Origin of the sequence: Microbacterium sp., from assembly GCF_017305435.1 — a bacterium.
In the GTDB taxonomy this organism is placed as follows: domain Bacteria; phylum Actinomycetota; class Actinomycetes; order Actinomycetales; family Microbacteriaceae; genus Microbacterium.
Window position 1 is genome coordinate 485,259 of the sequence record NZ_JAFKIP010000004.1, and the last position, 25,595, is coordinate 510,853.

16 protein-coding genes and 1 tRNA gene are annotated in these 25,595 nt (G+C 64.5%); 5 read left to right on the forward strand and 12 right to left on the reverse strand.

The annotated features are described in order from the left end of the window. The first annotated feature begins 4 nt into the window (after nucleotides 1-4). Both J0I43_RS08420 and J0I43_RS08425 read left to right on the forward strand, forming a co-directional pair. On the forward strand, nucleotides 5-1,039 hold the full coding sequence (locus tag J0I43_RS08420) for an App1 family protein (RefSeq protein WP_292861881.1): 1,035 nt from the start codon (nucleotides 5-7) through the stop codon (nucleotides 1,037-1,039). Nucleotides 1,040-1,076: 37 nt separating this feature from the next. Continuing rightward, nucleotides 1,077-1,787 (forward strand): SOS response-associated peptidase, encoded by a 711-nt coding sequence (locus J0I43_RS08425; RefSeq protein ID WP_292861884.1) that lies wholly within the window; start codon nucleotides 1,077-1,079, stop codon nucleotides 1,785-1,787. Nucleotides 1,788-1,796: 9 nt separating this feature from the next. Here the strand turns inward: J0I43_RS08425 and nagE are convergent, their stop codons facing one another. The 12 genes from nagE to mobF all read right to left on the reverse strand — a co-directional run bounded on the left by nagE (nucleotide 1,797) and on the right by mobF (nucleotide 23,642). Beyond that, nucleotides 1,797-3,731 carry an N-acetylglucosamine-specific PTS transporter subunit IIBC gene (gene nagE / locus J0I43_RS08430; protein WP_292861887.1) on the reverse strand — a complete coding sequence of 645 codons (1,935 nt, stop codon included), beginning with the start codon at nucleotides 3,729-3,731 and terminating at the stop codon, nucleotides 1,797-1,799. Between the two features lie 194 nt (nucleotides 3,732-3,925). Then, nucleotides 3,926-3,998 (reverse strand) — tRNA-Ala (locus J0I43_RS08435). Between the two features lie 212 nt (nucleotides 3,999-4,210). Next, the gene (locus J0I43_RS08440; RefSeq protein ID WP_292861890.1) at nucleotides 4,211-5,383 is read right to left on the reverse strand and encodes a TIGR02391 family protein; all 1,173 of its coding nucleotides are present in this window, start codon (nucleotides 5,381-5,383) and stop codon (nucleotides 4,211-4,213) included. Nucleotides 5,384-5,385: 2 nt separating this feature from the next. Then, on the reverse strand, nucleotides 5,386-8,100 hold the full coding sequence (locus J0I43_RS08445) for a DEAD/DEAH box helicase (protein ID WP_292861893.1): 2,715 nt from the start codon (nucleotides 8,098-8,100) through the stop codon (nucleotides 5,386-5,388). Beyond that, nucleotides 8,097-9,146: a DUF1837 domain-containing protein gene (locus J0I43_RS08450; protein WP_292861896.1), complete on the reverse strand. Its 1,050-nt coding sequence runs from the start codon at nucleotides 9,144-9,146 to the stop codon at nucleotides 8,097-8,099. The genes J0I43_RS08445 and J0I43_RS08450 overlap by 4 nt, the downstream gene beginning before the upstream one ends. After that, the gene (locus tag J0I43_RS08455) at nucleotides 9,143-12,115 is read right to left on the reverse strand and encodes a DEAD/DEAH box helicase family protein (protein WP_292861899.1); all 2,973 of its coding nucleotides are present in this window, start codon (nucleotides 12,113-12,115) and stop codon (nucleotides 9,143-9,145) included. The genes J0I43_RS08450 and J0I43_RS08455 overlap by 4 nt, the downstream gene beginning before the upstream one ends. Then, nucleotides 12,115-14,022: a site-specific DNA-methyltransferase gene (locus tag J0I43_RS08460; RefSeq protein ID WP_292861902.1), complete on the reverse strand. Its 1,908-nt coding sequence runs from the start codon at nucleotides 14,020-14,022 to the stop codon at nucleotides 12,115-12,117. Before J0I43_RS08460 ends, J0I43_RS08455 begins: the two co-directional genes overlap by 1 nt. 55 nt (nucleotides 14,023-14,077) lie before the next feature. Continuing rightward, a complete protein-coding gene (locus J0I43_RS08465) occupies nucleotides 14,078-16,975 on the reverse strand; it encodes an SNF2-related protein (RefSeq protein WP_292861989.1) in 2,898 nt (965 codons plus the stop codon). A gap of 318 nt (nucleotides 16,976-17,293) precedes the next feature. Continuing rightward, nucleotides 17,294-19,102: a hypothetical protein gene (locus J0I43_RS08470; protein ID WP_292861905.1), complete on the reverse strand. Its 1,809-nt coding sequence runs from the start codon at nucleotides 19,100-19,102 to the stop codon at nucleotides 17,294-17,296. A gap of 145 nt (nucleotides 19,103-19,247) precedes the next feature. Next, nucleotides 19,248-19,409, reverse strand: coding sequence for a hypothetical protein (locus J0I43_RS08475; protein ID WP_292861908.1), 162 nt, complete (start codon nucleotides 19,407-19,409; stop codon nucleotides 19,248-19,250). Nucleotides 19,410-19,715: 306 nt separating this feature from the next. After that, complete coding sequence (locus tag J0I43_RS08480; protein WP_292861911.1) at nucleotides 19,716-20,009, reverse strand: sulfate permease; 294 nt, start codon at nucleotides 20,007-20,009, stop codon at nucleotides 19,716-19,718. A 138-nt stretch (nucleotides 20,010-20,147) separates the two neighbouring features. Beyond that, entirely contained in the window at nucleotides 20,148-23,642 is a 3,495-nt protein-coding gene (gene mobF, locus J0I43_RS08485) for a MobF family relaxase (protein ID WP_292861914.1), read from the reverse strand. Nucleotides 23,643-24,662: 1,020 nt separating this feature from the next. Between mobF and nrdH the strand changes: the two genes are divergently transcribed. The 3 genes from nrdH to J0I43_RS08500 are packed head-to-tail and all read left to right on the forward strand — an operon-like array spanning nucleotide 24,663 to nucleotide 25,321. Beyond that, on the forward strand, nucleotides 24,663-24,908 hold the full coding sequence (nrdH, locus tag J0I43_RS08490) for a glutaredoxin-like protein NrdH (protein ID WP_292861916.1): 246 nt from the start codon (nucleotides 24,663-24,665) through the stop codon (nucleotides 24,906-24,908). A 3-nt stretch (nucleotides 24,909-24,911) separates the two neighbouring features. Next, the gene (locus J0I43_RS08495) at nucleotides 24,912-25,118 is read left to right on the forward strand and encodes a hypothetical protein (RefSeq protein WP_292861918.1); all 207 of its coding nucleotides are present in this window, start codon (nucleotides 24,912-24,914) and stop codon (nucleotides 25,116-25,118) included. After that, nucleotides 25,118-25,321, forward strand: a complete 204-nt coding sequence (locus J0I43_RS08500) for a DNA-binding protein (RefSeq protein ID WP_292861920.1) — start codon at nucleotides 25,118-25,120, stop codon at nucleotides 25,319-25,321. Before J0I43_RS08495 ends, J0I43_RS08500 begins: the two co-directional genes overlap by 1 nt. Nucleotides 25,322-25,595 lie beyond the last annotated feature (274 nt).

Below are 25,595 nucleotides of genomic sequence, written 5' to 3' on the forward strand. Positions count from 1 at the left end.
AGCGATGCCCGTCGAACCTGCTCCTCGCACCAAAGTGCTGTGGATGGCCCGTCTGGAGTACCGCTTCCACGCCTGGCGGGAGCGTCGCGCGCGTGCGCGCGGCAACCGCCCCAGCGTCTCCGCCTACCCGGGGTACGGAGGCGAGGACTGGGTGCGGGTGCTCGGCCGCGTCCTCATCGTCCCGCCCGTGCGCACGCGCGGCGGTGGTGAGTATGCGAGTGTGCGCGGTTGGCGCTCCTTCGCCTCCGTGCCGGTCGGCTACGCGCAGGTCACCGTGACGGTCGACGGCGTGCAGCACGAGGTCGTGGCGGATCGCGGAGGCGTGATCGACACGGTGCTCCCCGCCCGCCTGGCACCGGGCTGGCAGCCGATCACGATGTCGGTGGAAGGGTCGGAGCCGTTCGAGACGCGCGTGTTCGTCGTCGGCTCGGACGTCCGCTTCGGCGTCATCTCGGACGTCGACGACACCGTCATGGTGACGGCCCTCCCCCGCCCGCTCATCGCCGCGTGGAACTCGTTCGTCCTGGACGAGCACGCGCGCCAGCCGGTCCCGGGCATGGCGGTGCTCCTCGAACGGCTCGTCCGCGACCACACCGGAGCCCCCGTCGTGTATCTCTCCACGGGCGCGTGGAACGTCGCGCCCACTCTGCAGCGCTTCCTCCGCCGCCACCTGTTCCCGCCGGGGGCGCTCCTGCTCACCGACTGGGGCCCGACGCACGACCGGTGGTTCCGCAGCGGCCGCGAGCACAAGCAGGAGAACCTCCGCCGCCTCGCCCGCGAGTTCCCCGACGTGAAATGGATGCTGCTGGGTGACGACGGGCAGCACGACGACGCCCTCTACACGGCCTTCACGAGCGAGTTCCCCGACCACGTGACGGCGGTCGCGATCCGGCAGCTCTCCCCCGCCGAGGCGGTGCTCGCGGGCGGTCGGACCGCCGTCAACGATCATGCGGCGGCCGGTGTTCCGTGGGTATCGGCATCGGACGGCGCAGGCCTCCTCGACCAGCTGACCGACGTCGGGGTCATCCCGCGCGGTTGAGCACCGCAGCGTCGGAGGCGGTGCGTAGGCTGGCGCCATGTGCGGACGTTTCGTGGTGGCCAGAAGCGGTGCGGAGCTCGTCGGCGTGCTCCGGGTCGATCTCGAGGCCGATGACCTGCCCGGTCCCTCATTCAACATCGCGCCGACCGACCGGGTCGCGATCGTGCTCGACTCCGCCAAGACCGAGCCTCCGACGCGGCGCCTGGAGGCTGCGCGCTGGGGCCTCGTACCCGCGTGGGCGAAGGATCTCTCGATCGGATCGAAGGCGTTCAACGCCCGCTCTGAGGAGGTGGAGGACAAGCCGATGTTCCGGCAGGCGCTCATCAAGCGGCGCGCCGTGATCCCGGCATCCGGCTACTACGAATGGCACACCGAAGACGGCGTCAAGGTGCCGTACTACATCCATCCCTCCGACGATGCCCCGCTGCTGTTCGCGGGGCTCTACGAGTGGTGGAGGGATGCCGCGAAGCCCGACGACGACCCGGAGTGGTGGGTGCTCAGCTGCACGATCCTGACGCGGGGTGCGACCGGCGCGCTGGGATCGATCCACGACCGGATGCCGCTGTTCATCGACGCCGACTACGCCGACGTCTGGCTCGACCCGACGACGGAGAATGTCGGTGATCTGCTGGATGCCACGGTCGACGCCGCCCCGGCGCTCGTCGACGGGCTGTCGATGCGCGAAGTGGGCCCCGAGGTCGGCAACGTACGCAACAACGGGCCGGAGCTCATCGCCCCGGCCCGTTGAGGGCGCGGATCAGCCGAACGTGACCGTCGCGTTCTCGTCGTTGAGGACGATCACCGGTGTCACCGGCGACAACCCCGCTGCACGGATCTTCGCGACATCGAAGCGGATGAGCGGCGTTCCGACCGTCACCGCATCGCCGGTCTTCACGAGCGTCTCGAAGCCGTCACCCCTCATGCCGACGGTGTCGATGCCGATGTGGATCAGCAGTTCGGTGCCGTCGTCGAGCACGAGCCCGATCGCGTGCCCCGTCGGGAACACCGACGCGACCGTTCCATCGGCGGGGGCGACGATGGTGTCTCCCGCCGGATCGACCGCGATCCCCGGGCCCATCGTGCCTTGGGCGAACATCGGGTCGGGCACATCGGCGAGCGACACGACGGTGCCTTCCACCGGCTGGCGCAGCGTCAGGGCGCGCGCGGTGGCCCTGGCGGTCGTGGTCGTCCCCACCGCCGGGGGCAGGTCGCCGGCGGCCTGGGCGGCCTCGATGCGTGCCGTGCGCCCGGAGATGAGGTCCTCCATGGCATCCTTCACGAATTGCACGTTCAGGCCGTAGACGACCTGCACCGAATGTCCGCCCGGCTTGATCGTGCCCGCGGCGCCTGCGCGCTTCAGGGCATGCTCATCGACCTTGGAGGTGTCGGCGATCTCCATCCGCAGGCGCGTCGCGCAGTTGTCGACGTCGAGGATGTTGTCCTTCCCGCCGAGCGCTGCGATGAACTTCTCCGCCGTGCCGTGGTAGCCGGTGAGGCTCGTCTCGAGGTTGTCGGCATCCTGCGTGTCGATGTCGTCCTCGCGTCCCGGTGTCTTGAGGTTGAACCTCTTGATGAGGAAGTAGAACGTGAAGAAGTAGATGAAGAACCACGCGACGCCCATCAGGAGGAGGATCCACGGGTTCTGCGCGAGGGGGTTCATCCACTGGAGCACCATGTCGATGAAACCGCCGGAGAAGCCGAACCCGAGCCGCGTCGGCAGCGCCGCCGCGAGGCCGACCGAGATGCCGGTGAACACCGCATGCACGAGATACAGCCACGGCGCGACGAACATGAACGCGAACTCGAGCGGCTCGGTCACGCCGACGAAGAAGGACGCGATCGCTCCGGAGAGCATGATGCCGTACGTCACCTTCTTGCGCTTCGTGTTCGCCGTCAGATACATCGCGAGTGCGGCGCCGGGCAGGCCGAACATCATCACCGGGAAGAACCCGGCCATGTACTGGCCGGTGACGCCGTAGACACCGTCGCCGTTGGCGCCGTTCAGGAAGTTCGTGAGGTCGTTGATGCCGGCGACGTCGAACCAGAACACCGAGTTCAAAGCGTGATGGAGGCCCGTCGGGATGAGCAGGCGGTTGAAGAAGCCGTAGAGGCCTGCGCCGAACGGACCGAGCGTCGAGATCCACTCACCGAACCAGACGAGACCGCCGTAGACCACCGGCCAGACGAACAAGAGGACGACCGCGACGACGAGGGAGAGGCCCGCGGTGACGATCGCGACCGAGCGCTTTCCGGAGAAGAACGACAGCGCGTCAGGGAGCTTCGTGTCCTTGAATCTGTTGTAGCACCAGGCGCCGATGAGGCCGGCGATGATGCCGACGAACACGTTCTGCACCTTACCGAACGCCGGATTCACGTCCTCGATGGCGTCGATGCCCATGAGGCCCTGGACGTTCGCCGGGCTGAGCAGCGTCGTGATCGAGAGCCAGGAGACGAGTCCGGCGAGGGCCGATGTGCCGTCGGTCTTGTTCGCCATGCCGATCGAGACGCCGACGGCGAACAGGAGTGGCATGTTGTCCAGCAGTGCGCCACCGGCGGCGCCCAGGAACGTCGAGACGACGTTGGCGCCGGCAGCAGAGCTGATCCAGTACGAGATGCCGGACAGGATCGCCGCAACCGGCAGCACAGCCACCGGGAGCATGATCGATCGGCCGAGCCTTTGGAAGAACTTCATTGGTCCCCTCCGTGATCGTGACGGCGAATGGTTCTTTCGCCTCCGACGACGGTAGTCGCGATGGGCGCAGACGTACAGCATTCACTCAGGAATGCGGTGCTCGCCTCCGTCTTTCGACGGGGTCGGAGCGGCGCGGCGCACCGTCGTCGATGCGACGAAGAAGGCCCCGACTGTCATCGGGGCCTTCGCTTCGGTGGACCTGAGGGGACTCGAACCCCTGACCCCCTGCATGCCATGCAGGTGCGCTACCAGCTGCGCGACAGGCCCGGATCGCCTCGCGGATGTCCAAAACCCCGGAATCCTGCGCTTCGGCTTCACTCCGGTGGTGGTGACAGCCAGCATACGCGACCGGGCTTCGAGGGTTCTGGTCGGGGTTCGACCGGTTTCGAGGCTTCTGAACTGTCGAGTAAACGTCTACAACTCAAGTCGACGGAGGATGACCGTACGGCCGCGAACACCAAGCGATAGTAGTTGCGCCACTACCCCGTGGCGATGCGCGCCTCGGCCCTGTCGGAGATCGTCTCGGGGTACTCCTGCTTCATGTACGCCAGAAACAATTCCGTGCCGGCCTCTTGGCTATAACCGTTGCTGTCGACGGTGGGCAGGTCAAGCAACGCATCGACGTCATCCTTGCTCAGCGCATCGGCGACCACCTCAAGGCGCATCAGGACGATGTTGCTGTGATCGTAGCTGCGCGTGAAGTCGGCCTCGCTCAGCCATTTTTCTTTGAGAACTCGACGCACCGAAGGCGAGGACAGCTCGGCGGGCAAGTTCAGCCGACTCAACCACTGTCCTCCCTCGAACGCCGGGTAGAACCGCGTCGCAGAGTACGACCGCCGTTCCTCTGTGATGAGGGTCTCGACCTTCTCGATGAGCTCGTCGCTGACGTACCTCGTGATGAGGTCGTAGGAGAGGCTCGCAAGAGAGATGTAGTGGAGTGCGAGGTTCCGCTCGATTGAGGTCGCCAGCGTGTGTGACTTCTCATTGCGAAGGAACTGGATCGCCATGTTGAGGTACTTGACGCCGTCGAAGAAGTCCTTCTCGGCCGGGCCGATCGGCGCGTGCCCGAAGAGGGCCGGCTGGTTCTCGGGCTTGAACGCGTCAGTGGCCTTCTCACTGCCGGTCTTCTCGCGCAGCGCTTCTCGCACGACCTTATAGGCCTCCTCGACAGCGTGAAAGTAGTCCTCGGTGGCCAGGTAGCGCTTGATATGCGAGTAGATGTCCTCGTGGATCTCTATCTGGATCTTGTTGTCTTTGACGGTCGCCTCCGTCGTGAAACTCACCGAGGTAGGCGCCTTGTCGTCTGCCGGGTTCTCGCTTGCGAGGCGATCTGCCACCGCACGCATTCGCGCCATGCTTTCGTCGGTGACCTCGTAACTCAGGAACCCTGTCGAACGCTTCGCCTCGATGTAGTCGTTGAGCGCGCGGATGGAAGCCGCAACCTCCTGATCCGCTCCACTACGCCACAGGGCACGGAGGCGGTTGGCCTTCGAGTCGCCGAACCCCGGATACCGCTCATTGTCGTAGATGTCGACGTCAAGATCGTGGAAGAAGGCGGCAAACGAGTCGTTGCTGAAGTCGAGCACGTACCCGCCCGACATGCCGAGCGCCGCTTCGAGCAGCACCTTGTCCGCAACGCTGAGGCTGCTCATGGTTATTCTCCGTTCCGCGGCTTCAGCGTCGGTGCGCCGTTTCCGACTGTCGAGGGCGGCGCATTCCCTGGCAGCACCTTCCGAAGGATGCTTGATACCTCCGCGCGAGCCTCGTCAGAGAGCTTTGGCGCGGCGAGGATGGCGTCCTCGTCGATGTCTTCCAGCTCTCCGCTCGCACTGAACCGCAGCCGCGCCGAATGATCGGCAAGCAGCTCAGTCGCGATGGCGCGGCTGAAGCCGACCTCCTGCAGCTGGATTGCCCGGGGGTCGGCAGTGCCGTACTCAACGAGCGTCGCTACGTTCAAGCCAGACTTTGCGCGGCCAACGGCCGCCACGCTGATGTCATAGAAGTTCTGGAGGTAGCCGATGATGAGGAACCGCAGGCCACCTTCGATGTCTCGGAGCGTCCACTCGATCACGAGGTTCACATGCTTGGCCGACTTGGCGTTGAACGGCTCGACCACCAGGCTCTCCTCCCGGGAGTAGTCCCGGTAGGAGATGGTGCCCTGCCTCGCGCGGTACGCGATGGCGCTCGAGATCACTCGATTGATCGGGTCGCCGCGAACCCATCCTCGCATGAGCAGTGCCCAGTAGTAGAGGCGTCGGTCTGCCCCTTCTGCGGTCGTGTTCTTCGGCAGCAATGGATCACGACCTGACGATTCGGTCGTGCGCCAGCTGTAGAGGGCGCTCAACCGACGGAGCGCAGCGTGGAAAGTCGCAGCGTCCTCCAGATCAGCGTCCTCGGTGATGAGGGCGCCGTCGACGCCAGTCGAGAGTTGACGCCAGACGTTGTCCTGGTACTCGGGCAGGATGTTCGGCGAGCGGCGCAGGACATCGGTAGGCACTTCGATCTTTGACGCAGCCTTTCGCAGGAGATCGCGTCCATCTTTGACCTTGTCGAGGAAGTGGCTGCGGAGCGGCGTCTGCTGATCATCCATCTGGTGGAGCGTGAGGATAGATGCGTACTGCTCCACGCTTCGCTGATGGTCGGTAGAGACCGGCCCCGGAAGTGCCTCGCCGCGCAGCACCCGGGCGATATCGGTGTATTCCTTCTTGCGGTTCGTCGCAGGCTTCACCAGGAAGCTCTCGGCGCGCGCAGGCTCCGCCCTGGGAATCAGCGCTTGAGCGGACTCGGTCCAGCGCTTGGAGTCCTCGCGAATGCAGACGACGTTCCCCGAGAAGTCGTAGGTCAAGCGACCAGCGCGACCGGCGAGGTTCTCGAAGTCGATCTTGGTGAACGAACTGTTGCCGTGCTTGTCGCTCAACACGAAGATGTTCTTCGCCGGCAGGTTCACTCCTTCAAGCAGGGTCGAGGTGCAGACGACGAACCGCACGGGCGAGTCGGGATCTGAGAATGCCCGCTCGACGCGCTCCCTGACGTACTGCGGCATCTTGCCGTGGTGAAACGCCACGCCGTGCTTGAGTGTCTGCGCCAGGAAGTAGTCCTTATGCACGTACTCCTGGACGTGCTTGATTAGATCGGCGACCTTCGCGTCGTTGATCGCCGGGAGCTTTGCCGCAAGGCGAAGTGCGAAGGCCGCGGACTTCTCTGAGCCGTTGACGTAGATGATGCCCTTGCGGTCGCCGCTTCGGCTGAGCACGAGATCGACCACGTCCGAGCTTTCGGGCGCAGCGTCGAGTGCCACAGGCTCCTGGTTGAGCCCCGAGAAGTAGTACTGCTGCCTCGCCACGAGGTCGACGAAGTACCGCTGCTGGGCGACGGTTCGCTCCTTGACGGTCAGCGCACCGTTAGTTGCCTTGCCGAAGAGCTCCAGGAAGAGCTCGGGGTTTTGGATGCTCGGTGAGGCGAACACAAGCTTCGTGGCGAACCGACGAGTGGCCTCGACGATCGCGTGGTAGTACAGCGAGCTGCGGGCATCGTTCTTGGCGATGATCTTCTGCGCTTCGTCGACCACGAGGTAGTCGATCTCACGCACGGGATTCGCGAGATAGCGAAGAAGGCGCTCGGGGGTGAGCACGAATATGGTCCGGCGGTACCGGCGGCGCAGGAGTCTCGGGAGCGACGGATAGGTCGCGACGTTCACTTCGGGAACCTCGTCCAGAAGCTCCCGCAGATCGTTCGCAGTCTGCCCGATGAGCGCTTTGGTGGGGACGAGGACGACGACGCAGTGGTCATTCAGGTCGTCACGGCGAACGATCTCGTAGAGCGCGTCTTTGATGATGAAGGACTTCCCGAGCGAGGTTGGCCCGGAGAAGCTGAAGTAGTCAGCACCGCGCATGCGCTCAGTGATGGCGAACTGAGTGTCGGTCAGCACAGCGCCACCCTTGCTCGTGCGCTGGAGCACCTCCTTCGCAATCCGCAGCGTGCCGCGACCAAGCGGCAATGCGTACCGACTCCCCACGCCCTTCTGGAGCGTGCGGATCCCAGGGAAGTTGCCGAGCTGGACGAGCACCGCCTCGGCGACGGCGAGCACCCGGTCGCTGAGTACCGGATCGAGTCCAATCAGTTCGTCGTACTCCCGCAGCAGTGCGATGGTCGTGTAGGCGAGCTCCCGGTGCCGCGGATCAGTCGAATGGGACAGGATGTCCGCGTAGCGCAACAGGTGACGTGCCTCGGTGTCCGGCAAGGACGCGGGAGCATCGACGCCGAGGAAGCTCGCCGCCACAGCCTTTTCGAGATCCGAGAAGGCGCGCGTGAAGTCCTTGCGCTCGACGATCAGCTCGCTCAATGCGTCAGCGGCGATCTGATCCGTCACTGCTTGGTGCTCCTCGGCTTCTTTTTCGGGGTCGGAGGCTTCTTCGTCTTGCCGCTGAGTTTGGTTGCGAGGTCGATTCGAACATCTTCTATCCCACGTACGACACCGTTGACGTTCCGCTTGAGGAAGGGGACGACGTAGATGTGGAAGTGATAGCCGCCGAGCCCACGCGTCTTGATCTCGGCCTTGATCGTCTCGACCTCAGCCTCGATGGCTGTCTCCGCCAGGCGGCGAAGCTCAGCTTCGATCTCGGGCTGCGTATGATCCTCGAACGGGAACTCCGTCACGTCCAGCTCGAAGCCGATGAAGACGCCGAACGCATTCGACTTCTTGAGTGGTGTGTCGCCTTCCGCAGGCGGCAACAGGATCGACGCGAGCAGCTTCACTTTCGCTGGATCCAGACTCTCCTTGAGGAGCTCGGACTCGACCAGCCAGGTATCGAACTCGAACGAGTCCTCCTGCACCTTGCCCATCGACTCGAACGCTGCTTTGACGCCGCGCCCCGGGCTCGAGCCGACCTTCCCCTTGACGTCGCCGTACATCTTCGACTCGCCGAAGATCAGCTGGTACTCCCCCTCGCTGACTTCGAGGAGGTGGACACTGTCGGTGCCGTGCACGTAGTGCTCGCTGGAGGTCTTCAGCTCCATCTTGGACAGGATCTTGGGGGCACCGAGGTGGCCCTCGAGGAACGAGTAGAGGAGGAGCTCTCCGCCCTCACCTGCATTCGCGTCCGGCGTCTTGAATTGCTCCTGTACCTTCGCCACGAACTCAACCATGCGGCTCGGATCCTCGAGCACTTGGCCCAGATTCTGGCGCGAGAGCACGTAGCTGATGCTGTTGTTCGACAGCTCTTTGAAGAGTGGCGCGAGCGCGAAGTCTCCGCCGTCGACCCGCAGGACGTGCAGGTGCATCACCGTCTTGGTGTGCACGTCAAAACGTTTGGGATCGTAGAAGAGAGCCAGGAAGCGCTCCCGGTTCATGAGCGAGAGCGGCAGCACCGGTTCGAAGTTCTCGCCCGTCGCCGACCCGGTGTCGGCGACCGTCATAGGTTCCAACTCCCCGGAGCGGCGCGGGCGTACTCGTCGATTCCGATGGCCTCGAAGTGACGCTTGGCCGACTTGATCTTGGCGAGCTCGCTCGGGCGAAGCTTCGAGTCTTCGAGTGTGCTCTTGGTCTCCCGAATCATGTAGACACGGTCCTGGCCATCTTCGTGCTTGATGATCGCCCAGTCGGGGTTGTACGGGCCGACGGGCGTGTCGATCTTGAACTTGGACGGCAGCTTCATGAAGAGCTTGATGTCCTCGCGGCTGTCGAGCAGCTCAGCGAACTGACGCTCGACGTCAGAGTCGAAGACCACGTAGTCGAAATCGGTCTTCTGAGAGTTCTGCACCTTGTACATTTGGTCGAGGAAGCGGTCCTTCTCCTCTTCCCCGTCGCGCTGCAGTTCCCGGAGTTCATACACGGAGCCAGCGATCTTCTCGTACTGGATCCCATCGACCACGATTTTCGCAAGCTCCGCCTGGATCAGGCGCTTGGCAGTGGCGATGAAGTCGTTCGGGTTGCCGATGAACTCGGGAAGGCGCTCGCTTTGGATAAGGATGTCGACGATGGTCTTCCGCGTCAGTGAGGTCGCGCTCTGGAGCTCAGCAATGATGTCGGGCAGGTCGTAGCTCCCCTTCAGGCCCGCCGACCGCGTGCCGAGTTCCTCACCCTTGGCACCGCCGCGCAGCACCTTGACGCCTGCGCGGGTCACCTGGATCCTCAGCGGGTCGATCTTCGGAGCCGACCGAATCGCCGTTACCGCGCGGTCCACGATCTGCTCGCGATCGACACTCACCCGGTAGGTCGTCCGGCGGCTGATGGCGTGCCAGAGTTCTTCGAACTCCGGCGTCGCGTAGAGCTGCTTGTTGAGCAGACGTGGGTGACGCTTGCTGGCCGGCTTCACGTAAGTGCCGATGTGCGCCCGTTGCACGAGGGCACAGATCTCGGTTTCGTATGGCTCGTACTCTTCGGGCAGCGACAGCGTGAAGCCGAGCGTGTTCGGCTGGAACTTGCTCGTCACTTTGCCGTCCGCGATGAAGCCCTTTGCCGCGAGGTGATCCCACACCGCGAGCGACCGCTGGAAGCCGAACAGGTCGTCCGTGAGCGAGCCCGCGGCGTCCTGCAGCGGGATCTTCGAGAACTCGCTCTTGCGAACTTCCCCGATCTCCACGCCCGCCGTCTTGTATTCGTTCTGGAGGCTCTTGGCGAACGCCGTGTAGGACTCGTTCGCGACCACAGTGAGGGTGGCGATGCCTGGGTCGGCAACGCGCACGAAGCCGTCAGCGGTATTTGCGACGGGGAGACGGAGCCCGCGGCCGATTGTCTGACGGCGCTCGGTCTCAGCACCCATCTCGCGGAGGGTGCAGATCTGGAAGACGTTCGGGTTGTCCCAGCCTTCGCGAAGCGCCGAGTGGCTGAAGATGAAGCGGACGTCCTCGGCCTCGTCGAGCAGTCTCTCCTTCGCCTGCATGATCAGTTCGTAGGCGTCGTCGTCGGCCTTCGTCGTTCCTGAGCTGTCCTGCGCAACGGTCACCTTGCCGCGCTTGATCTGAGAGAAGTAGGCGCGGCGGAGCGCCGACGGTTCCTGCGGGAGCAGCTCCTGGTAGCGCGCGAGCTTGGCACGCTCTTCAACGAAGACCTCGTCGAACCAGCGAGCGAACTCGCCGTCCGCCGTCTCGTTGGTCGTGCCGTCGCCCATGTAGCTCGCGACCTTGTCGACGAAGAAGAGGCTCAGCACCTTGATATTGCGAGGCCGAAGCATGGCCTCCTTGCGGAGGTGCTCACGGATCGTCTCGCGGATCATCTCCTTGTAGATCGCACCGGTCGAGCCGCCGATGCTCTCCCCTTGTTCGAGGAAGCCGTGGAGCGTGAGGTCGACGTAGGCGGGTTCGAGGCTGATCTCGTTGATGCGCCAGCCTTCATAGATCGGATTGCCCGTCACGCGCTCGTCGGAGAGCTCCTGGTGGGGCTTCACCGTCACGATGCGCCGCTCGAAGGTGCCGTCAGCCTTGCGGCATGAGAGCTCCAGCCGGGCCGCCCAGGACGGCTCGCGCTTCACCTCGACGAGCTTGATGTACGGCGTGGCGTCGGCGCCCTGCTGCTGCACGTCCGCCACCACGATCTGCTTGACCAGGCCGAGGTTGTGGGCGTCGACTGGGTCGAGCCGGTAGACCACATTGCGCTGCTTCTTGTGCGTCGCGCTGTAGCGGAGCGTGACTACGGGATCCAGCTCGCCGACCGCGGACTGGGACAGGAGCGATTCCATGTTCTGGGGCTCGTCCATGATGACGACGGGATGTGTCGCCTTGAGGTAGTCGATCGGGCGCAGCCCGTTCAGCTTGTCCTTCGCCTGGTGGATGATGCGGGTGTTGGCGGTGCCACGGATCGCATCGATCGTCATCACGAGGATCTGGATGTTCGTCGACGCGGCGAAGGCCTGCACCTCCTCCGCGTTCTTGCCGCTGTAGACCGAGAAGTCGAAGGGCTGCCCAGGATACAGATCGCCGAAGTGGCCGCGCATGAGCCGGATGCTCGTCGCGACGCCCTCACGGATGGCCACGCTCGGCACGAGGATCACGAACTTCGTGAAGTTGTAGTCCTTCGCGAGTTCGAAGATCGTCCGGAGGTAGACGTACGTCTTGCCGGTGCCGGTCTCCATCTCGATGTCGAAGTCCAGCGCGGAGTCAAAGAGCTTCGGCGCCACCTCCAGGCCGTTGCGGTCCTGGACTCGCTGAAGATTCGCAAAGACCGTGTCCTGGTCGAGGACGAGGTTGTTGCCGATCGCGCCCACCTCCTGCGTGAGGTCGAGGTCGAGGGTCGCCTGATCGGTTTCCTTGAGCGCCGCCTGCCCACGCAGCGTGAGTTCGAGCTTGTCTGCGTCCTTCGGCTGGCCGTCAAAGAGGTCGACGACGGCGCCGACCGCTTCGAGCTGATATGGCTGGCTCGGATCGAACTGAAATGCTGAGCCACCCATTACGCGGTCCAGAGCTCCACGCTCTTCGACTTCGCGAGCTGGACGAGATTCGTCTTCAGCTCGTCGTCGCCTTGGAACGCGTCTTCGAGGATGATCATGCGCGCCGGGCCGGCGCCCACGACATTGCGGAGCTGCTCCAGCGATGGCTTGGTGTGCTCGTCAAGGTAGGCGAGCACGCCGAAGTCGCCGTCGCTGTCGTAGACCGCGCGAAGCTCCAGCCCATCGATCTCAACAGGGGCGATCTTCTCGGTCAGCGAGTAACCCTGCTTCAGCAGGATCTCGGTGAGGAGATCGTCCGGGGTTGCGTCGTCGGCGCTGCTGCTGTCCCGGAGGTCGAGCAGGTGCTGCTCGAGCGCATTCGCCTCGACGCCGCTGGTGGCGCGCCACTTCGAGAAGTTGGTGTCGGAGAGCGTATAAGCGCGGAATCCAACGTCAAGAGTCCCGTGCCCCTCGTCCAACTGACCAGCCTTCGTCGCGAGGATCTTGGTCCCGGCCAGGTCGACGCGCTTTCGCGAGACCTCGGCGATCGTCTGATACCCCGCCTGTTCTGCAGCAGAGTCCGGCGGAGTCGGCTCGGGCAGCTGCACTTGAATGTGCTGACGGCGGCCGCCGTCAACCGAGTTCAGCTCCATGACCGCATGCGCAGTCGTTGCAGAGCCAGAGAAGAAGTCGAGCACTACGGAGTCGCTATCAGTTGCGATGTGAAGAATCTTCTTGATCAGACCCACTGGCTTGGGGTTGGTGAAGACATTCTTCCCGAGGAGTTCTTTGACCGTGAGACTGGCCTTCTTGTTGCCTTCAATGTCGTCCCAGTAGTTCGAGACCTGCTTGGTGCGACCCTCGAGGTAGTACTTCACGTACGGCTTGTAATTGCCGTCGGCATCCTGCTTCCAGACGATCATGCCTTCGGCATCCCACGCGTCGAACTGCGCCCGTGCCGTGCGCCAGCAGCTGTCGTACCCGCCCGGGCCGATGGGATAGACCTCAGAACCGTCCGGTGCTTCGAGCGCGTAGTAGAGGTTCGGGCGATCCTCTCGTCGGTCATTGGTGCCAGTCTTTCTGAACTGCAGCACCGAGTAGCGCCCGCGGTCGTCTTCCTGGTTGAAGCGGGCCATGTCCTGTTCGTCAAGCGGAAGCCCGTTCGGGATGTAGTTCGCCTTGCTGCGTGCGTACACGAGCAGGAAGTCAATGCTGCTCCCAATGTCATTGGCGTCTTGTCCCGTTGTTGTTCCCTTGGAGACTGCGATCTGCCCGACGTAGTTCGACTCGCCAAAGACGTCGTTCAACAGCTTGCGAAGGTTGTCGACCTCGTGGTCGCTGATGCTGACGAAGATGGTGCCGTCGTCGGTAAGGAGGTTTCGCGCCAGCTTGAGACGCGGATACATCATCGAGAGCCAGTTCGAGTGATAACGCCCTTCGGTCTCGGCGTTCGTCGTGACCTTCTTGCCTCCCTCGTTCACCTGCTTGGTCCACTCGAGGTAGGTGTCGAGACCCTCGCGGTAGTTGTCCGGGTACACGAAGTCCTTGCCAGTGTTGTACGGCGGATCGATGTAGATCAGCTTGACCTTGTTGTGATAGTGCTTCTGCAGGATCTTGAGCACTTCGAGGTTGTCGCCCTCGATGAAAATGTTCTTGGTCGTGTCCCAGTCTTTGGAGTTATCGGGATCCGGACGCAGCGTGGCCGTGGTCGGCTCCTGCGCAGCGCGCAGCGACCGCTTCTTGCCGGGCCAGAAGAGCCCGAACCGCTCATTGGCATCGGCCGCATCCGCGGCGAGGAGCTCCTGCAGTTTGACGACGTCGATCTTGCCGTCCGCAATCGCCTCAGGCACGAGCTCCGCCAGCTGCGCAGCCAGCTCGGTCTGGAAGTTAGGGGTTGTCGATGGTGTCTCGTGGATGTCGTCGTTCATTCCGTGGGTCTCTTTCAAAATTCGATTGTTGTGTCGTGGGGTTCTCGGGCGCGGGCTACGGCTCTATGCGCCAGCGGATGGAGAACAAGTGTTCTGTGGATTGTGTGCCTCGTAGGGACTGCTCGATGAGGTCGAGGTACTTGTCGGCTTCATCGCGAAGCTTTCGCCGCGTCTCTCGGAACTGCTCGTCGGCGTCTTCGGCGCGCTGCTCCCAGCGGCGCGCGTCCTTCTTGTGCCGGAGCTGCTCCATCGGGTCGTCGGCTTGGCGGGCCAGCCGGCGAGCCTCCTTCTCCTTGGCGCGGTACTCGCGGATCGAGCCTTCGTGCTCAGCTTTGCGGTCCTGCTGGTTCCGGTAGATCAGCTCTTCTTGCTGGTCGTAGTAGCGGGAGTTCCGCCCCTGCACTTCGCGCTCAAGCTCGCCTCTGCGCGAGTCGAGGAGCGGCGCAATCTTGACTTCGTCGATGAGGGCAGGATCGTGCCCGACCGCGACGCACGCCAGGTCGAGGATGTCCGCCACGTACTCATCGTCGAGGACGGGGCCGTCATCGCTGATACCCGCAGCGAGAATGTAGGACTCGGAGACGTCCTCGTCTCGCGCCTTCATCGTGAAGGTCACCATGTCGACGACAAGTTCGCCGCTCTGACCGATGAGGCCCTTCACGGCCGAGCTGGCCCGCTCCGACTGGCTCAGGCTGAATGTCAGCTCGCGCGGGGGCGTCTCCCGGCTCTTTGAAGTGTCGACGACGTGCTGAGCGAGCGGGCTTGCGTACCGGTACTGGTGCGCGTTCTCCAGCGGCTTGCTCTTGAAGTAGTAGCGGCCTGACGGCGCCTCGACGACTGGTGACTCGTGCAGCACGAAAGTGCGGCCGTCACCCTCAAAGGTGGCGCGCTCGCTCAGTTCATGCCGGGTCACCGCGAGCAGGAGCCGCTCGAACTTGTTGAGCACCTCTCCCGACTGCGCGTCATACGCCTTCAGCCGGTCCTGGACGTGCGGGTCAAGGTTGTCGAAGACCTTGGCTTTGGCGTTCGCCATTTCCGTTGAGATCTCGACGGCATAGCGGGCGTCGAGATCCTTGAACGCTGCATCGATCTCTGCATCCGTGCGGCTGCGCGTCAGGATGTCGCTGATCGTCTTCTCGAAGTCGAGCCCGTCCTCGATGGCGCCGAGCACCTCGTCGCTAGCGCCGAACACGCTGGAGAAGAGGTGGAACTTATTCGCGAGAAGTTCGAGGATGCGCTGCTCTGCGAGGTTGCCCTTGTTCGAAAAGTTCACCACGACAACGTCGAACTGCTGGCCGAATCGGTGCGCACGGCCAATCCGCTGCTCCACGCGCTGTGGGTTCCACGGGAGGTCATAGTTGACCACCATTGAGCAGAACTGGAGGTTGATGCCTTCCGCGGCTGCCTCCGTCGCGATCATGATCGTGCCGTCGTTGCGGAAGTAGTCGACGAGAGCCTTGCGACGATCAGCGGCCGGGATGCCGGTGATCAGGTCGCCGTCACGGTTTGCCTTGAGCCACGCCTGGTAGATCGCGGTCTGCTCCGGCCCGTCGTTGGAGCCGTTGAAGAGCACGAGTCCCTCGCCCTTGCCCGCGTCTTGGAGGGCACGAGCGATGTACTCCTGTGTCTTCGTGGAGTCCGTGAAGATGATCGCCTTCTCGGGAGCACCGAGCGCCCGCAGGCGTTCGAAGCCAAGGTCGATCGCTTCGGCGAGCCCAGCGGCCTTCTGGTTGACCGTGATCGACCGCGCGAACGCTGCGTACTCGCGGAGCTCGGCGACTTCGGCTTTCATCGCTTCCATGAGCGGCGAGTCCGCTGCGCCTGAACGGGCTCCGCCGACCGGCGGGTTGTCGGCCTCGATCTCCTCCGCTTCTTCGAGCTCCTCGCTCGTGAGGTCGTCTCCATCGAAGTCCGCCGCAATCAGGCCACCACGGGCGTCGCGGCGTTGACCGGCCGCGACCTCGGCGGCCAGGCGGTTGGCGATGTTCTCCAGGGTGCTCGCAACCGCGTAGGTCGAGGAACCGAGGCGCTTACGAATGATGAGCGCAGACAGATGGCGCTGCGCGCCGGTGAACGCGAAGAGTTCGTCCCGCTGCAGGTAGTCGTTGACGAGCTCGTACAGGCGAACTTCGTCGGGGCTCGGCGTGAACTCGACAGTCAACGGGAGTCGCTTGGTGAAGTGGATGTACTTGTCCGCGTCCCGGCGGAGCGTGCGCTTCGAGATCGTCGCGACCCGCTCGGCGAGGTCATCGCCTGCGTCGTCGCGGTTCTTGATGTAGCGCTCGCGGAAGGCGTCGAGCGAGTAGAAGTAGCCAGGGTCGAACACGGAGACGAGGCCGTAGAGCTCCTCCAGCTTGTTCTGCAGCGGCGTCGCGGTGAGGAGCACGGTCTTGTGGGCGCCCCCGATCACGTGAGCCATGGCCTCGGCGACCTTGCCCTTGCCCGTCCAGTGATTGCGAAGGCGGTGCGCCTCGTCCGCCACCACGAGATCCCAGGCGTGGAGCAGAGACTGCTCATTGCGCAGCGCGAACTCGTACGAGCAGATCAGTACCTCGCCCTTGCCGGTGCCGGCCCGCTGGAGCAGTACGTCCTTGGACTTCGGATCAAGAATGCTGGCGGGGATGAGGAACTTTTCGAAGAGCTCCTGCTTCCACTGCTGACGGAGACTCGACGGCGTGACGATAAGGATCGAACGGCGCCGCTCTGCCCAGTACTGAGAGATGACGATGCCAGCCTCGATCGTCTTCCCGAGGCCCACCTCATCGGCGAGGATCACGCCCGGCAGATAGGGCGTCTGCAACGCGAAGAGAGCCGCGTCGATCTGGTGCGGTTTTGGCTCAACCTGGGCGTCAAAAAGTAGGCCGGCGAGCTTGCCGACGTGATCGCTCGCGTAGCTACGCTGCAGCTCGTGGGCGAAGTACTTCGCTTGGTAGTCGGTCAGATCGGTCACCAGCAGAGCCCCGCCTGGCTACGATCGACCGCAGTCGTGCCCCACCACTCTCTGTTCCCCATACGCTGTGTCAGTCTCCCCACGGCTTCGTGGCGGGTTAGTTGATATCCGAAGTCCGCATGCCCTTCAGGGTATCGACCAGCCGATCGGGAGCTGGGATTGCGGAAGGGCGCGGCGGGGAGCTGTGCTCAGACACCCGCGATGCGTCTCCCCTATTTATACCATGACCAGGGATTTTCTCAACGCTTCGTTGGGCGGACGCCAATTCGATTGGACGCACCGGCCGGAAATATCGGATCGCTGATCAATGCTCGGGCTCGACTACGCCTCAAGCGCTCCTGGCTCGGCAGGGCGGAGGTTCCAGATTGGCCACGTCCGAATCGTCGCGAGCTTGTCCTCGGCGATCTCGCCGAGAAGGTACGCCACATCCTCCGCGTCGCCGAGCAAGATCGCGCATGACAGCTCGATCTCTTCAGCCATCGCAGGATTCTCTCGTCCAGCCCGCCGCTCCATGTCACGGATCGCGTTCAGCTGCTCGGGAGAGAGTCCCGTGGTCCGATGAAGAATCTGCCACCTGTTGATGAGGTGGACGGGCGTTTCGCCCTCGTGCTCGATGATCCACTCGTTGAGCGCACTGGCGGCGCGAAGGAACTCTTCCTTGCGCACCTCTTTGGAGTCTGCCGCGAGGACGAGCGCAAGGACGCGCTGATTGGCGAGGCCCATCGTACGGTCGCTGTCCGCGATGGGTTCGTAGGCGTCCAGAATGCGATCGAGCCGGAGGTTCAGAATCGTCGGCAAGTGCTCCTGCTCGACGATGTCATAGGCAGTGACGGGGAAGGCGTTGGCAGCATCGTCGTCCTCAGCGCTCCAGCGGAACACATGAGGTGCGGCTGGGCCGAACGGGTCGATGTAGCGCCAGGTGTCTGGCTCGCTGCCTCGCACTGTCATGAGCATTACTGCCCAGGGCCCAAAATGCACAAGGCCCCGCGCGGTGTCGCCGGAGTCGTTTCGCAACTCCTCTCCGCGGACAAACGCTCGGTGCAGCGCCTTCAGCCAGGTGAACGCCTCGGCGCTGACCTCGTCAAGGTCGATCAGCGCGCCGTCTACCCCAAGGTGGTCGAACAACTCTTCCAGCTCCCCGAGACTAGAGAGGTGGCCGCGGAGCTCGTCTAGATGACCGGCAACGTCACCTGTTGCGCCGCCGAGCGGGCTGGGAGCGCCGTCAATCTCGACGCCTTGCGTCTCGATCAACCCGATAAGGAAGCGGGTGGCCTTGAGCCGCTCAACGAAGTTGCCTGGAGCGGTGTACCCCACGTTCCAGATCCGCTGAGTTCCGTTCTCCCGCATCGTGAGTGTCACGGCTGGGCCGAGGCGCACTTCAACAGTCTCTTCGTCAATGCGGCGAGTGGAGACGCGTTCAAACGTGACCCCGCCGGCGCCAATCGCGATGTCTGTCACCTGCTCCATGTACGTCTGCGGGTAGATGTGCAGCTCGCCGCCGAGCGGCAGCGTCAGTCCGCCTTCGGTCGTGAGTTCAAGCGCATAGTCCAGCTCATCCGGCGTGAGGCGTAACGGGGCGCGGAGATCCAGATCAATCGCCGAGTGGACAGTGAGGCTTCTCATCCGCTCGAAGACATCGGAGTCGAAGCCCACCGACGTTCGCTGATCCCGGGTCTTCAGTGCGAGGGCCACGATTCGCTCGATCTCAACGGGCTGGTTGGGGAGCCGTTTGAACGCGACCGAGATCGACGCTTGCGTGGCCGGCGCGGAATTTAAGAAGTGTTCGATCGTAAACGGCGAGAGGAGCGCGTAGTACGGCTTGCAGCGGCCGCGCTTGTCGACGGCGACGTAGAAGTACAGGACGCCTGAGTCTCGCTGGAACCCGAGCAAGTCGATGCGCGAGATGCCGAACGATGCCTGCGCGGGCTGCTTCCCGGCGTGCGACCGGCCCTTGACCTGCACCGACACCCTTCCCCGCCAGTCAGCCTTCCTCTGACCGAGCCCGGAATACACATCGATGTGCCCGTCGGTGAAAGGGGTCTTGTCATTCGACGCGATGAACGGCTTCAGGTGCGGGCAGCGCGCGACCATGGCCTGGATCTTGGCAACGGCCAGCGCTTCAACGTCCACGGTGCTCATCCTTCCAGGAGGGGTCGACACGAGCGTGGAATGAGCCCTCGAGATACGCCGGGGGCCCGCAACGGTGGCCAGTGAAGGATTAGGTGGTCCGCCCTGTTCGATCGATCCGCCGCGACCCGCAGCACGACCTGTCAGCTCAGCGCCGGCGCACCGCCCCGGCGTAGATCCACGCGTGCTGCTCGTGACCGTTCGGCGTGCGCCATCGGACAAGGACTGCGGTGTCCGTCCACGCGATCACCACGGCGTCCACCTCGCGAGGCTCGACAAGCGCGACCTGGAGCTGGAGCCGTGCCGTCACGGGGATGGGCTCTCGGGCATCTCGCCGCTGGCCCGTGGCGCGCACCTCGTCGATCGAGAGGCCTATATGGTGAGCCGATTCGTTCGCGCTGGCGATCCGAGCGTTCAATGTCGCGCCCGACGAGGTCGTAGCGACGGTTCTGCCCCACGGTGGGTTAGTCCCACGCGCGCTGAGTCGCCCCGGTTGGATTTGTCAATCCCAAGCGTTCATGTATTTCGCCCGTAAGACCGGCGCATCAACAGCAGCAGTGAGTGACCGCATCTGAGAGCGCCACTAGGCTGACGCCGTCGCATTGGCGCTTGGATCTCAGCCGACCGAAATCGTTTTGTTCGACACAGAACTCGCGTCGCGGTGGCGCCGCTCGATCGCTCGCGCGCGCATCATCCGCACGACCGTGATCGGTCCGTTGACCACGAACTTGAGCGCGTTCCACAGGCACACCAGCACGAGCAGATTGATCCATCCTGGCGCCCCGCCGGCAACCCACTGCGCGAGAGCGGCGGCGATCACGATGTAGACGACCGCGAGCAGCATCGCAGGCACGGCCCACTTCAACCCACGCCGGGCGTGGGTGGCGCGGATGAGGATGTTCGTCGGCATCGTCCGCTGGAAGAACACGTAGATGCGACTCACGAAGGCGATCAGCCGTTGGAACATCGGCCAGGCCTCTCCTTCAGGCGTGGGCTTGCGGTTGCGCTCAGGCTACGCCCGCCCCTCCGACGTCGATAGGACCATCCGCTACAGGCTGTGGACACAGTGCGCGCGCGCAGGTGCACGCTGCGGCTGTGTAGGAGCCTCCGCCCGTGACAGCCAGATCGCCCGATCCCGCGCCACGGCTGCGGCCGCGGCATCCATTCGCTGGTTCGGCGACGTTGCGGGAGCACCGAGCGCATCATCCTCGAAAACGCCGTACCGGTCATGGTACGCGGCGACGATGCGCGCCTGGTGCCGCCAAGCCCCCGCTCTCGCCGGATCGACGGGGATGCTTCCGAGGGAAGCGACCCAGCGCTCCCCCGACGCCGTCGCAGAATCGACGAGCGCCGAGGCGCGTTCCTCGATGAGGTGCGCCCGCTCGTCGAGGGCACGCCGCATCTCGGCATCCATCTCCCCCATCGCCTCCGGAATGATCCCAGCGATCAGACGACGCCCCTTCCCCCGCGAGCTGCCGCTCGATGGTTGTGCGAGGACTCGCTCAAGACGTTCGTGGAGCACGGCCGCGGCATCCTGAGCATCCTCGAATCCACGCGCCGAAGCGATACGCGGGAGCAACGCGTCGACGTTGTGGCCGAGCGCTTCGGCGCGTCGAAGGCCGGCAGTCAGTGCACCGAACGCGTCCGAAGCGGTCGCGGCCTCGGCCATTCCGGCTGGAAGTCCACACGCGTCGATGAGCTTCGTCCACCGTTGCCGCTGCGCGGACGACGCGATCGTCTCATACTCGGCGGCAAGCTGCGCGATCGATCCCCAGCTCTCCTGCTCAGCGACGAGCGTCTCGTGCGCCGAGAGTTCGGCTCCCACATGCCCGAGCACGCCCACGAGCACGTCGCGGGCTGTCGCATCCGGGCGATTGCCGGGATGGCGCGCGGAGTGATTGTCGTCGGGACGGGATGTGACGACGTAGGCGGCGTTCGATTCCCTTCCCCGCGTCATCGCGACGTACAGGTTCTCGCGCGTCGTTCCAGGCTCGATGACTGCGTGCGCCGTGTCGGTCGTGATGCCCTGCGCCCGGAAGGCGGTCACCGCGTAGCCGAGGTCGACATTCTCAGCCACATACTCGGCAGGCAGCCAGAGCGGTCGAGCCCCGATGCGGTCAAGGTTCCGCACACGCAAAGAGCCGTCGCGACGAACCGCGACGACCCGCCACCGCGAACCGTTGCGCACCCAATTGCCTCCCGATCGCAGCCGGCGGTCGTTCTTCCGGGTGATGACGATGTCGCCGACGGATGCTGCCGCGTCATCGCGCAGCGGCGCTTCGGCGCTGGCGTCCACGACACCGGAGAGGACCAGCTCGGCGCGCGCACGTCGGTTGAGTGCACCGACTGCTTCCCCCGTGTCGGCGACGAGAACCGACGATATCCCGGAGGCCATGTCTCGTAGCCACGCGCTGTAGGCCGCGTTGGACACTGCATCGGCATCGCCGCCGACGATCCTGTCGTGCGCGCCGTACGCATCCAGGGCCTGCAGTCGCCCGCTGCGGAGGTCGAGGGACGCGTCCTTCTCCCACGCGTGCCGGAAGCGATGGACGTCTGCGAGCTCAGGGGCATCGGACCGTGCATCGACCAGCATCCGGAACGCGCCGCCTGCATCGACCGACTGCAATTGCGCCCAGTCCCCCACCAGGAGGACCTTCGCGTCCGCGTGCATCGCGACCGCGCAGATGCGATCGAGCGTCAGCGTTCCGGCGAGGGATGCTTCGTCGATGATGACGAGCTGGCCGGAGCGCATCGACGCGTGCCCTTGGCGATTGTCGTGCAACCACTTGGCCGTGTTCTCGGTAGCGATACCGAGGTCGTCGGCAAGTTCGCGCGCGGCGGCAGCGGAAGGCGCGAGCCCGATGACCGAGCCACGTCCGTGCTCGTGCTCCCACGCGAGCCGCAGGGCATGCATCGCCGTCGTCTTGCCGGCACCGGCCGGGCCGATCAAGACATCGAGCTTGCGCGATGAGGTTGCGATCGAATGCAGGGCGTTGCGCTGGTCCGCTCCGAGGACGATCCCGTGATTGCGGCGCGCTCGCTCGGCGTGCTCGAGGGTTGCGGCGCCAACGACCGGACCGGCGATTGATTGCGACGCGGCGAGCAGTCGCTCCTCCGCATCCAGGAGCGTGATCGACGAGTAGCGCTCGGAGTTCCTCGGACGGAAGACGCTCGTGCCATCCGCACGTCGGAACTCGGCGGGCGAGAGTGCAAGTTCGGGCGGCGTAAGCCGAACGGAGCGTTGCTCCGCGGCATCCGTGATCATGCCCACGATCGCCTCTCGGTCTTCGGTTGCGATGAAGCGCCATCCCATCGTCTGCCGCGCCGCTTCGGCGTAGAGGTTCCAGTGACTCCAAGTGGACCGCCGCTCGCTTGCGGCCTCGACTACGCGCGCCGCGAGTTGGTTCAGGATGCTGCGCGACACGTCTTCCGCGCGCAACGGCGTCGGGGCATCCACATCACGGATCACGGCTTGAGCCCATGTTGTCGCGTCGCGGGCGAGCAGTCGACTGGCGCGGATGCGCCACTCGTGCGTGAGTTCCGCGAGCGATCGGAGCTGCTTGTCGGGGCGGGTCGACAGCGTCGCCTGCTGGCGTAGCCGGATGACCGTGACCTTCGACGGCGCGCGCCCATGCGCAGCGATGTACGCATCGATGAGCCGATCCTTCTCAATGTCGATGTGCCGCGAGCGCGACGAGAACTCGGCTACGAGCTCCTCGGAAACGGCTGCGATAGCCCAGACGGGGTTGCGATCGGCTTCGCGCTCGCGCCGCTCCCACGCGACGCAGAGCGCACGCGTTAGGTGGTCACCGAACACGGCGTTGTGCAACTCGGAGAGCGCCACTGTTGCCGCGTGCAGCGGTCGTCCGTCGAGCGAGCGCCACTTGCCGTCGAACAGGGTGTGCACCTTGTTGCTCACCACGACGTGCGTGTGCAACTGCGGATCGTCGGCGCGGGAGTCGAAGTGATCGAAGGCCGCGGCGACGAGTCCTGTGACTTCCACCTGAGCGACGGCACCGTTGCGGCCTGCTTCGCCAGCACGGGTCGTGGCAAGTTCGCGCTCCATGAAGGCGAGCACATCGTCGATCGCATGGTGATGGGCAGCGGCGATCGTCGCTTGGGTGTCGGCGTCGGCGATTGCCCAGAGGACGGAGGCCGACTTGGGCAGCGAGAAGGTGAAGTCGTAGCCGGCCACGGCGCGGCGGCCGACCGTGGGGGTCGGTGCGACTGATTCGCCCGTCAGATCGATCGGGTGACTTGGACTTGCCGCGGATGCGGCGTAATCCGGATACGCGCGCCCGAGCGGCGCTCCCGTACCCGGGTCTCGACCCATACCCAAGAGCAGCTCGAGCTGGGCCTCGGACACCCGAGAACCCGCCTCGATCCGGCCACCAGCAATCGCCTGCAACCCGCTTCCGAGCCACCGTCCGGGTGGAGTGCCGGCTTCGGCGTAGTAGCGCGTCAGCGGGGTGGAGAGGGGCCGATCGCCATCAGCGGCGGCCACCGTGCGAAGGAGGTACTTGTAGCCATCCCCCGCGCTCATCACTCGTAGCGTCACCGACACCGGGCACCCGCCTCTCCTCTTGTCGGAGAGGTGCGATGCCGCACCCGCGATAGCGGGCGCGGCCCTCGATCTGCAAGACGTGTGGACGCCCACTGGGGTTGGCACAGCGCGGCTCACCGTTCCGACCCAGCCGGGTCCGGATGTGGGACCGTATCGATGGGGATCCGCGTCACAGGCCTTGGCGCCACCCGACGGAGCAGAAGTGGAACTTGGCCGTCGTGCTCTCGGGTGGCGGCGGCGACGGACGGGACCGGTCAGCATCCCGCAGATCGGTCACCTAGGCGAACCCTCCTTCGATCCGGCAGACAAAGGTGAACAGCGGTTCCGCGGGCTGTGTTCGCGACTACCGATGGCCGAACCGTCGCATGCGCCTCAGGTGCGTTCCTCTAGCGCCCGCGCGACCTGCCGAAATTCGTCTGGAGTGATCTCGCCGCGAGCAAGGCGTTCTTCGGCTATCTGACGCGCTGTATTGGCGGCCGACGGCGTCTGTCCCCCGCGCGCAGACGACACTGCCGTCCCGGCGCGGACGATCAAGATGATGAGTGCAGCCAAGATAAGCAGGAGCATGACGCCGCCAAACCACATCCAGCCCCACCCGAAGCCATTTCCATACATCATGAGCCGACCGCCCTCCTAGCCGACCGCTGTGGCCGGGCCTTTGCTCCATCTTGCGGTCGCGCGTGGCCATCGATGTAGGTCGAACGTCCCGCGGAGGCGGGGCCTGCGACCGTAGCAGCCGGGTCGATCTCGGCAATGCCGTTCTGCAGAGCTTCGAGCTATAGGTGTGCTCCGAATGAGCGCGCGGTCCGTTGCGTGGGCAACTTCGTTGCCTTTCGGCCTGTGGATGATACGCGCCGGTTTCGCTGCGGCAAGGGCTTTCGCGGCATATCCTCCCTCGCTGCGCTCGGTCCGGTATTCCACGGTCCCCTGCCTCCGCGCCCCCAACGCTGTAATTCGGCTTTTGCCGAAAGGCAATGAGGTTTGGAGAGGAGAAGTGCCATGAACGATGAACCGCTGACCGTGTACTCCAAGGCCGGCTGTGTGCAGTGCACGGCGACGCTGCGGGCGCTCGATGCCGCCGGTATCGCGTACCGGGTGGTCGACCTCGCCGGTGATCCGGTGGCGCTGGAGCACGTCAAAGAGTCGGGCTTCCTACAGGCGCCGGTGGTCGAGGGCGCCGGCGATCCGTGGTCGGGTTTCCGGCCTGACCGGATCGACGAGCTGGTCAAGTCGAGGGTGGCGTGAGCGATGAGCACGACAGTGAGCTTCGCCACGATCCAGACCACATTCCCCAGCGGCGACGAGGACCACTACCGGTTGTCGCAAAAGGTCGGGGAACGCGACCAACAGCTGCACGACTACGGCCGGCACGGGTACCGGCTCGCGAACACGGTGACGGTCCCCGGAACCGAGCTCGTGACGGTGATCGACACACTCACGAGAGATAACGACTGATGCTGCACGAGCACTCCCCCGCACCCGTTCTGCTCACCCCCCACGAGGCGGCAGCCATCCTCGGCCGCGACGTGGCAGAGCTGCGGCGGTGGCGTGGCCAGAACGTCGGGCCCACGTTCCACGACCTCGGCCGCGGACTCATCCGCTATGCCCGTAAATCGGTGATCGAGGAGGCGAGCTACGACGCCGAATCAAAGCGCTAGCGGAAACCGCTGCACGCACAGATAGTCATCATGACGAGGCATCGCTCCCGAGCACCGCCTCTTCCCCTCCGGAGCTGCTGGCTACTGCGGAATTATGTTGCAAATGCTGCGCTCGGAGCACGTCGCCGGGTGAGTCCCATAGCGTGGTGTCACTTCCCGCGGGGGTCTCGTCGTTGTAGACGATGGGGGGCCACCGTGGGATGACCAGTTGTTTCCGGCAAGAAGCAAAGAAGAGATCCCACGATGACCCAGAACCAGTCTGCCTTGACGACCC

Coding starts and splice junctions, on each gene's coding strand:
- J0I43_RS08500 (WP_292861920.1), top strand. CDS start 25,118: ATGCTGCACGAGCACTCCCCCGCACCCGTTCTGCTCACCCCCCACGAG.
- J0I43_RS08460 (WP_292861902.1), bottom strand. CDS start 14,022: ATGAACGACGACATCCACGAGACACCATCGACAACCCCTAACTTCCAG.
- nrdH (WP_292861916.1), top strand. CDS start 24,663: ATGAACGATGAACCGCTGACCGTGTACTCCAAGGCCGGCTGTGTGCAG.
- J0I43_RS08455 (WP_292861899.1), bottom strand. CDS start 12,115: ATGGGTGGCTCAGCATTTCAGTTCGATCCGAGCCAGCCATATCAGCTC.
- J0I43_RS08480 (WP_292861911.1), bottom strand. CDS start 20,009: ATGCCGACGAACATCCTCATCCGCGCCACCCACGCCCGGCGTGGGTTG.
- J0I43_RS08425 (WP_292861884.1), top strand. CDS start 1,077: ATGTGCGGACGTTTCGTGGTGGCCAGAAGCGGTGCGGAGCTCGTCGGC.
- nagE (WP_292861887.1), bottom strand. CDS start 3,731: ATGAAGTTCTTCCAAAGGCTCGGCCGATCGATCATGCTCCCGGTGGCT.
- J0I43_RS08495 (WP_292861918.1), top strand. CDS start 24,912: ATGAGCACGACAGTGAGCTTCGCCACGATCCAGACCACATTCCCCAGC.
- mobF (WP_292861914.1), bottom strand. CDS start 23,642: ATGAGCGCGGGGGATGGCTACAAGTACCTCCTTCGCACGGTGGCCGCC.
- J0I43_RS08450 (WP_292861896.1), bottom strand. CDS start 9,146: ATGACGGTCGCCGACACCGGGTCGGCGACGGGCGAGAACTTCGAACCG.
- J0I43_RS08420 (WP_292861881.1), top strand. CDS start 5: ATGCCCGTCGAACCTGCTCCTCGCACCAAAGTGCTGTGGATGGCCCGT.
- J0I43_RS08440 (WP_292861890.1), bottom strand. CDS start 5,383: ATGAGCAGCCTCAGCGTTGCGGACAAGGTGCTGCTCGAAGCGGCGCTC.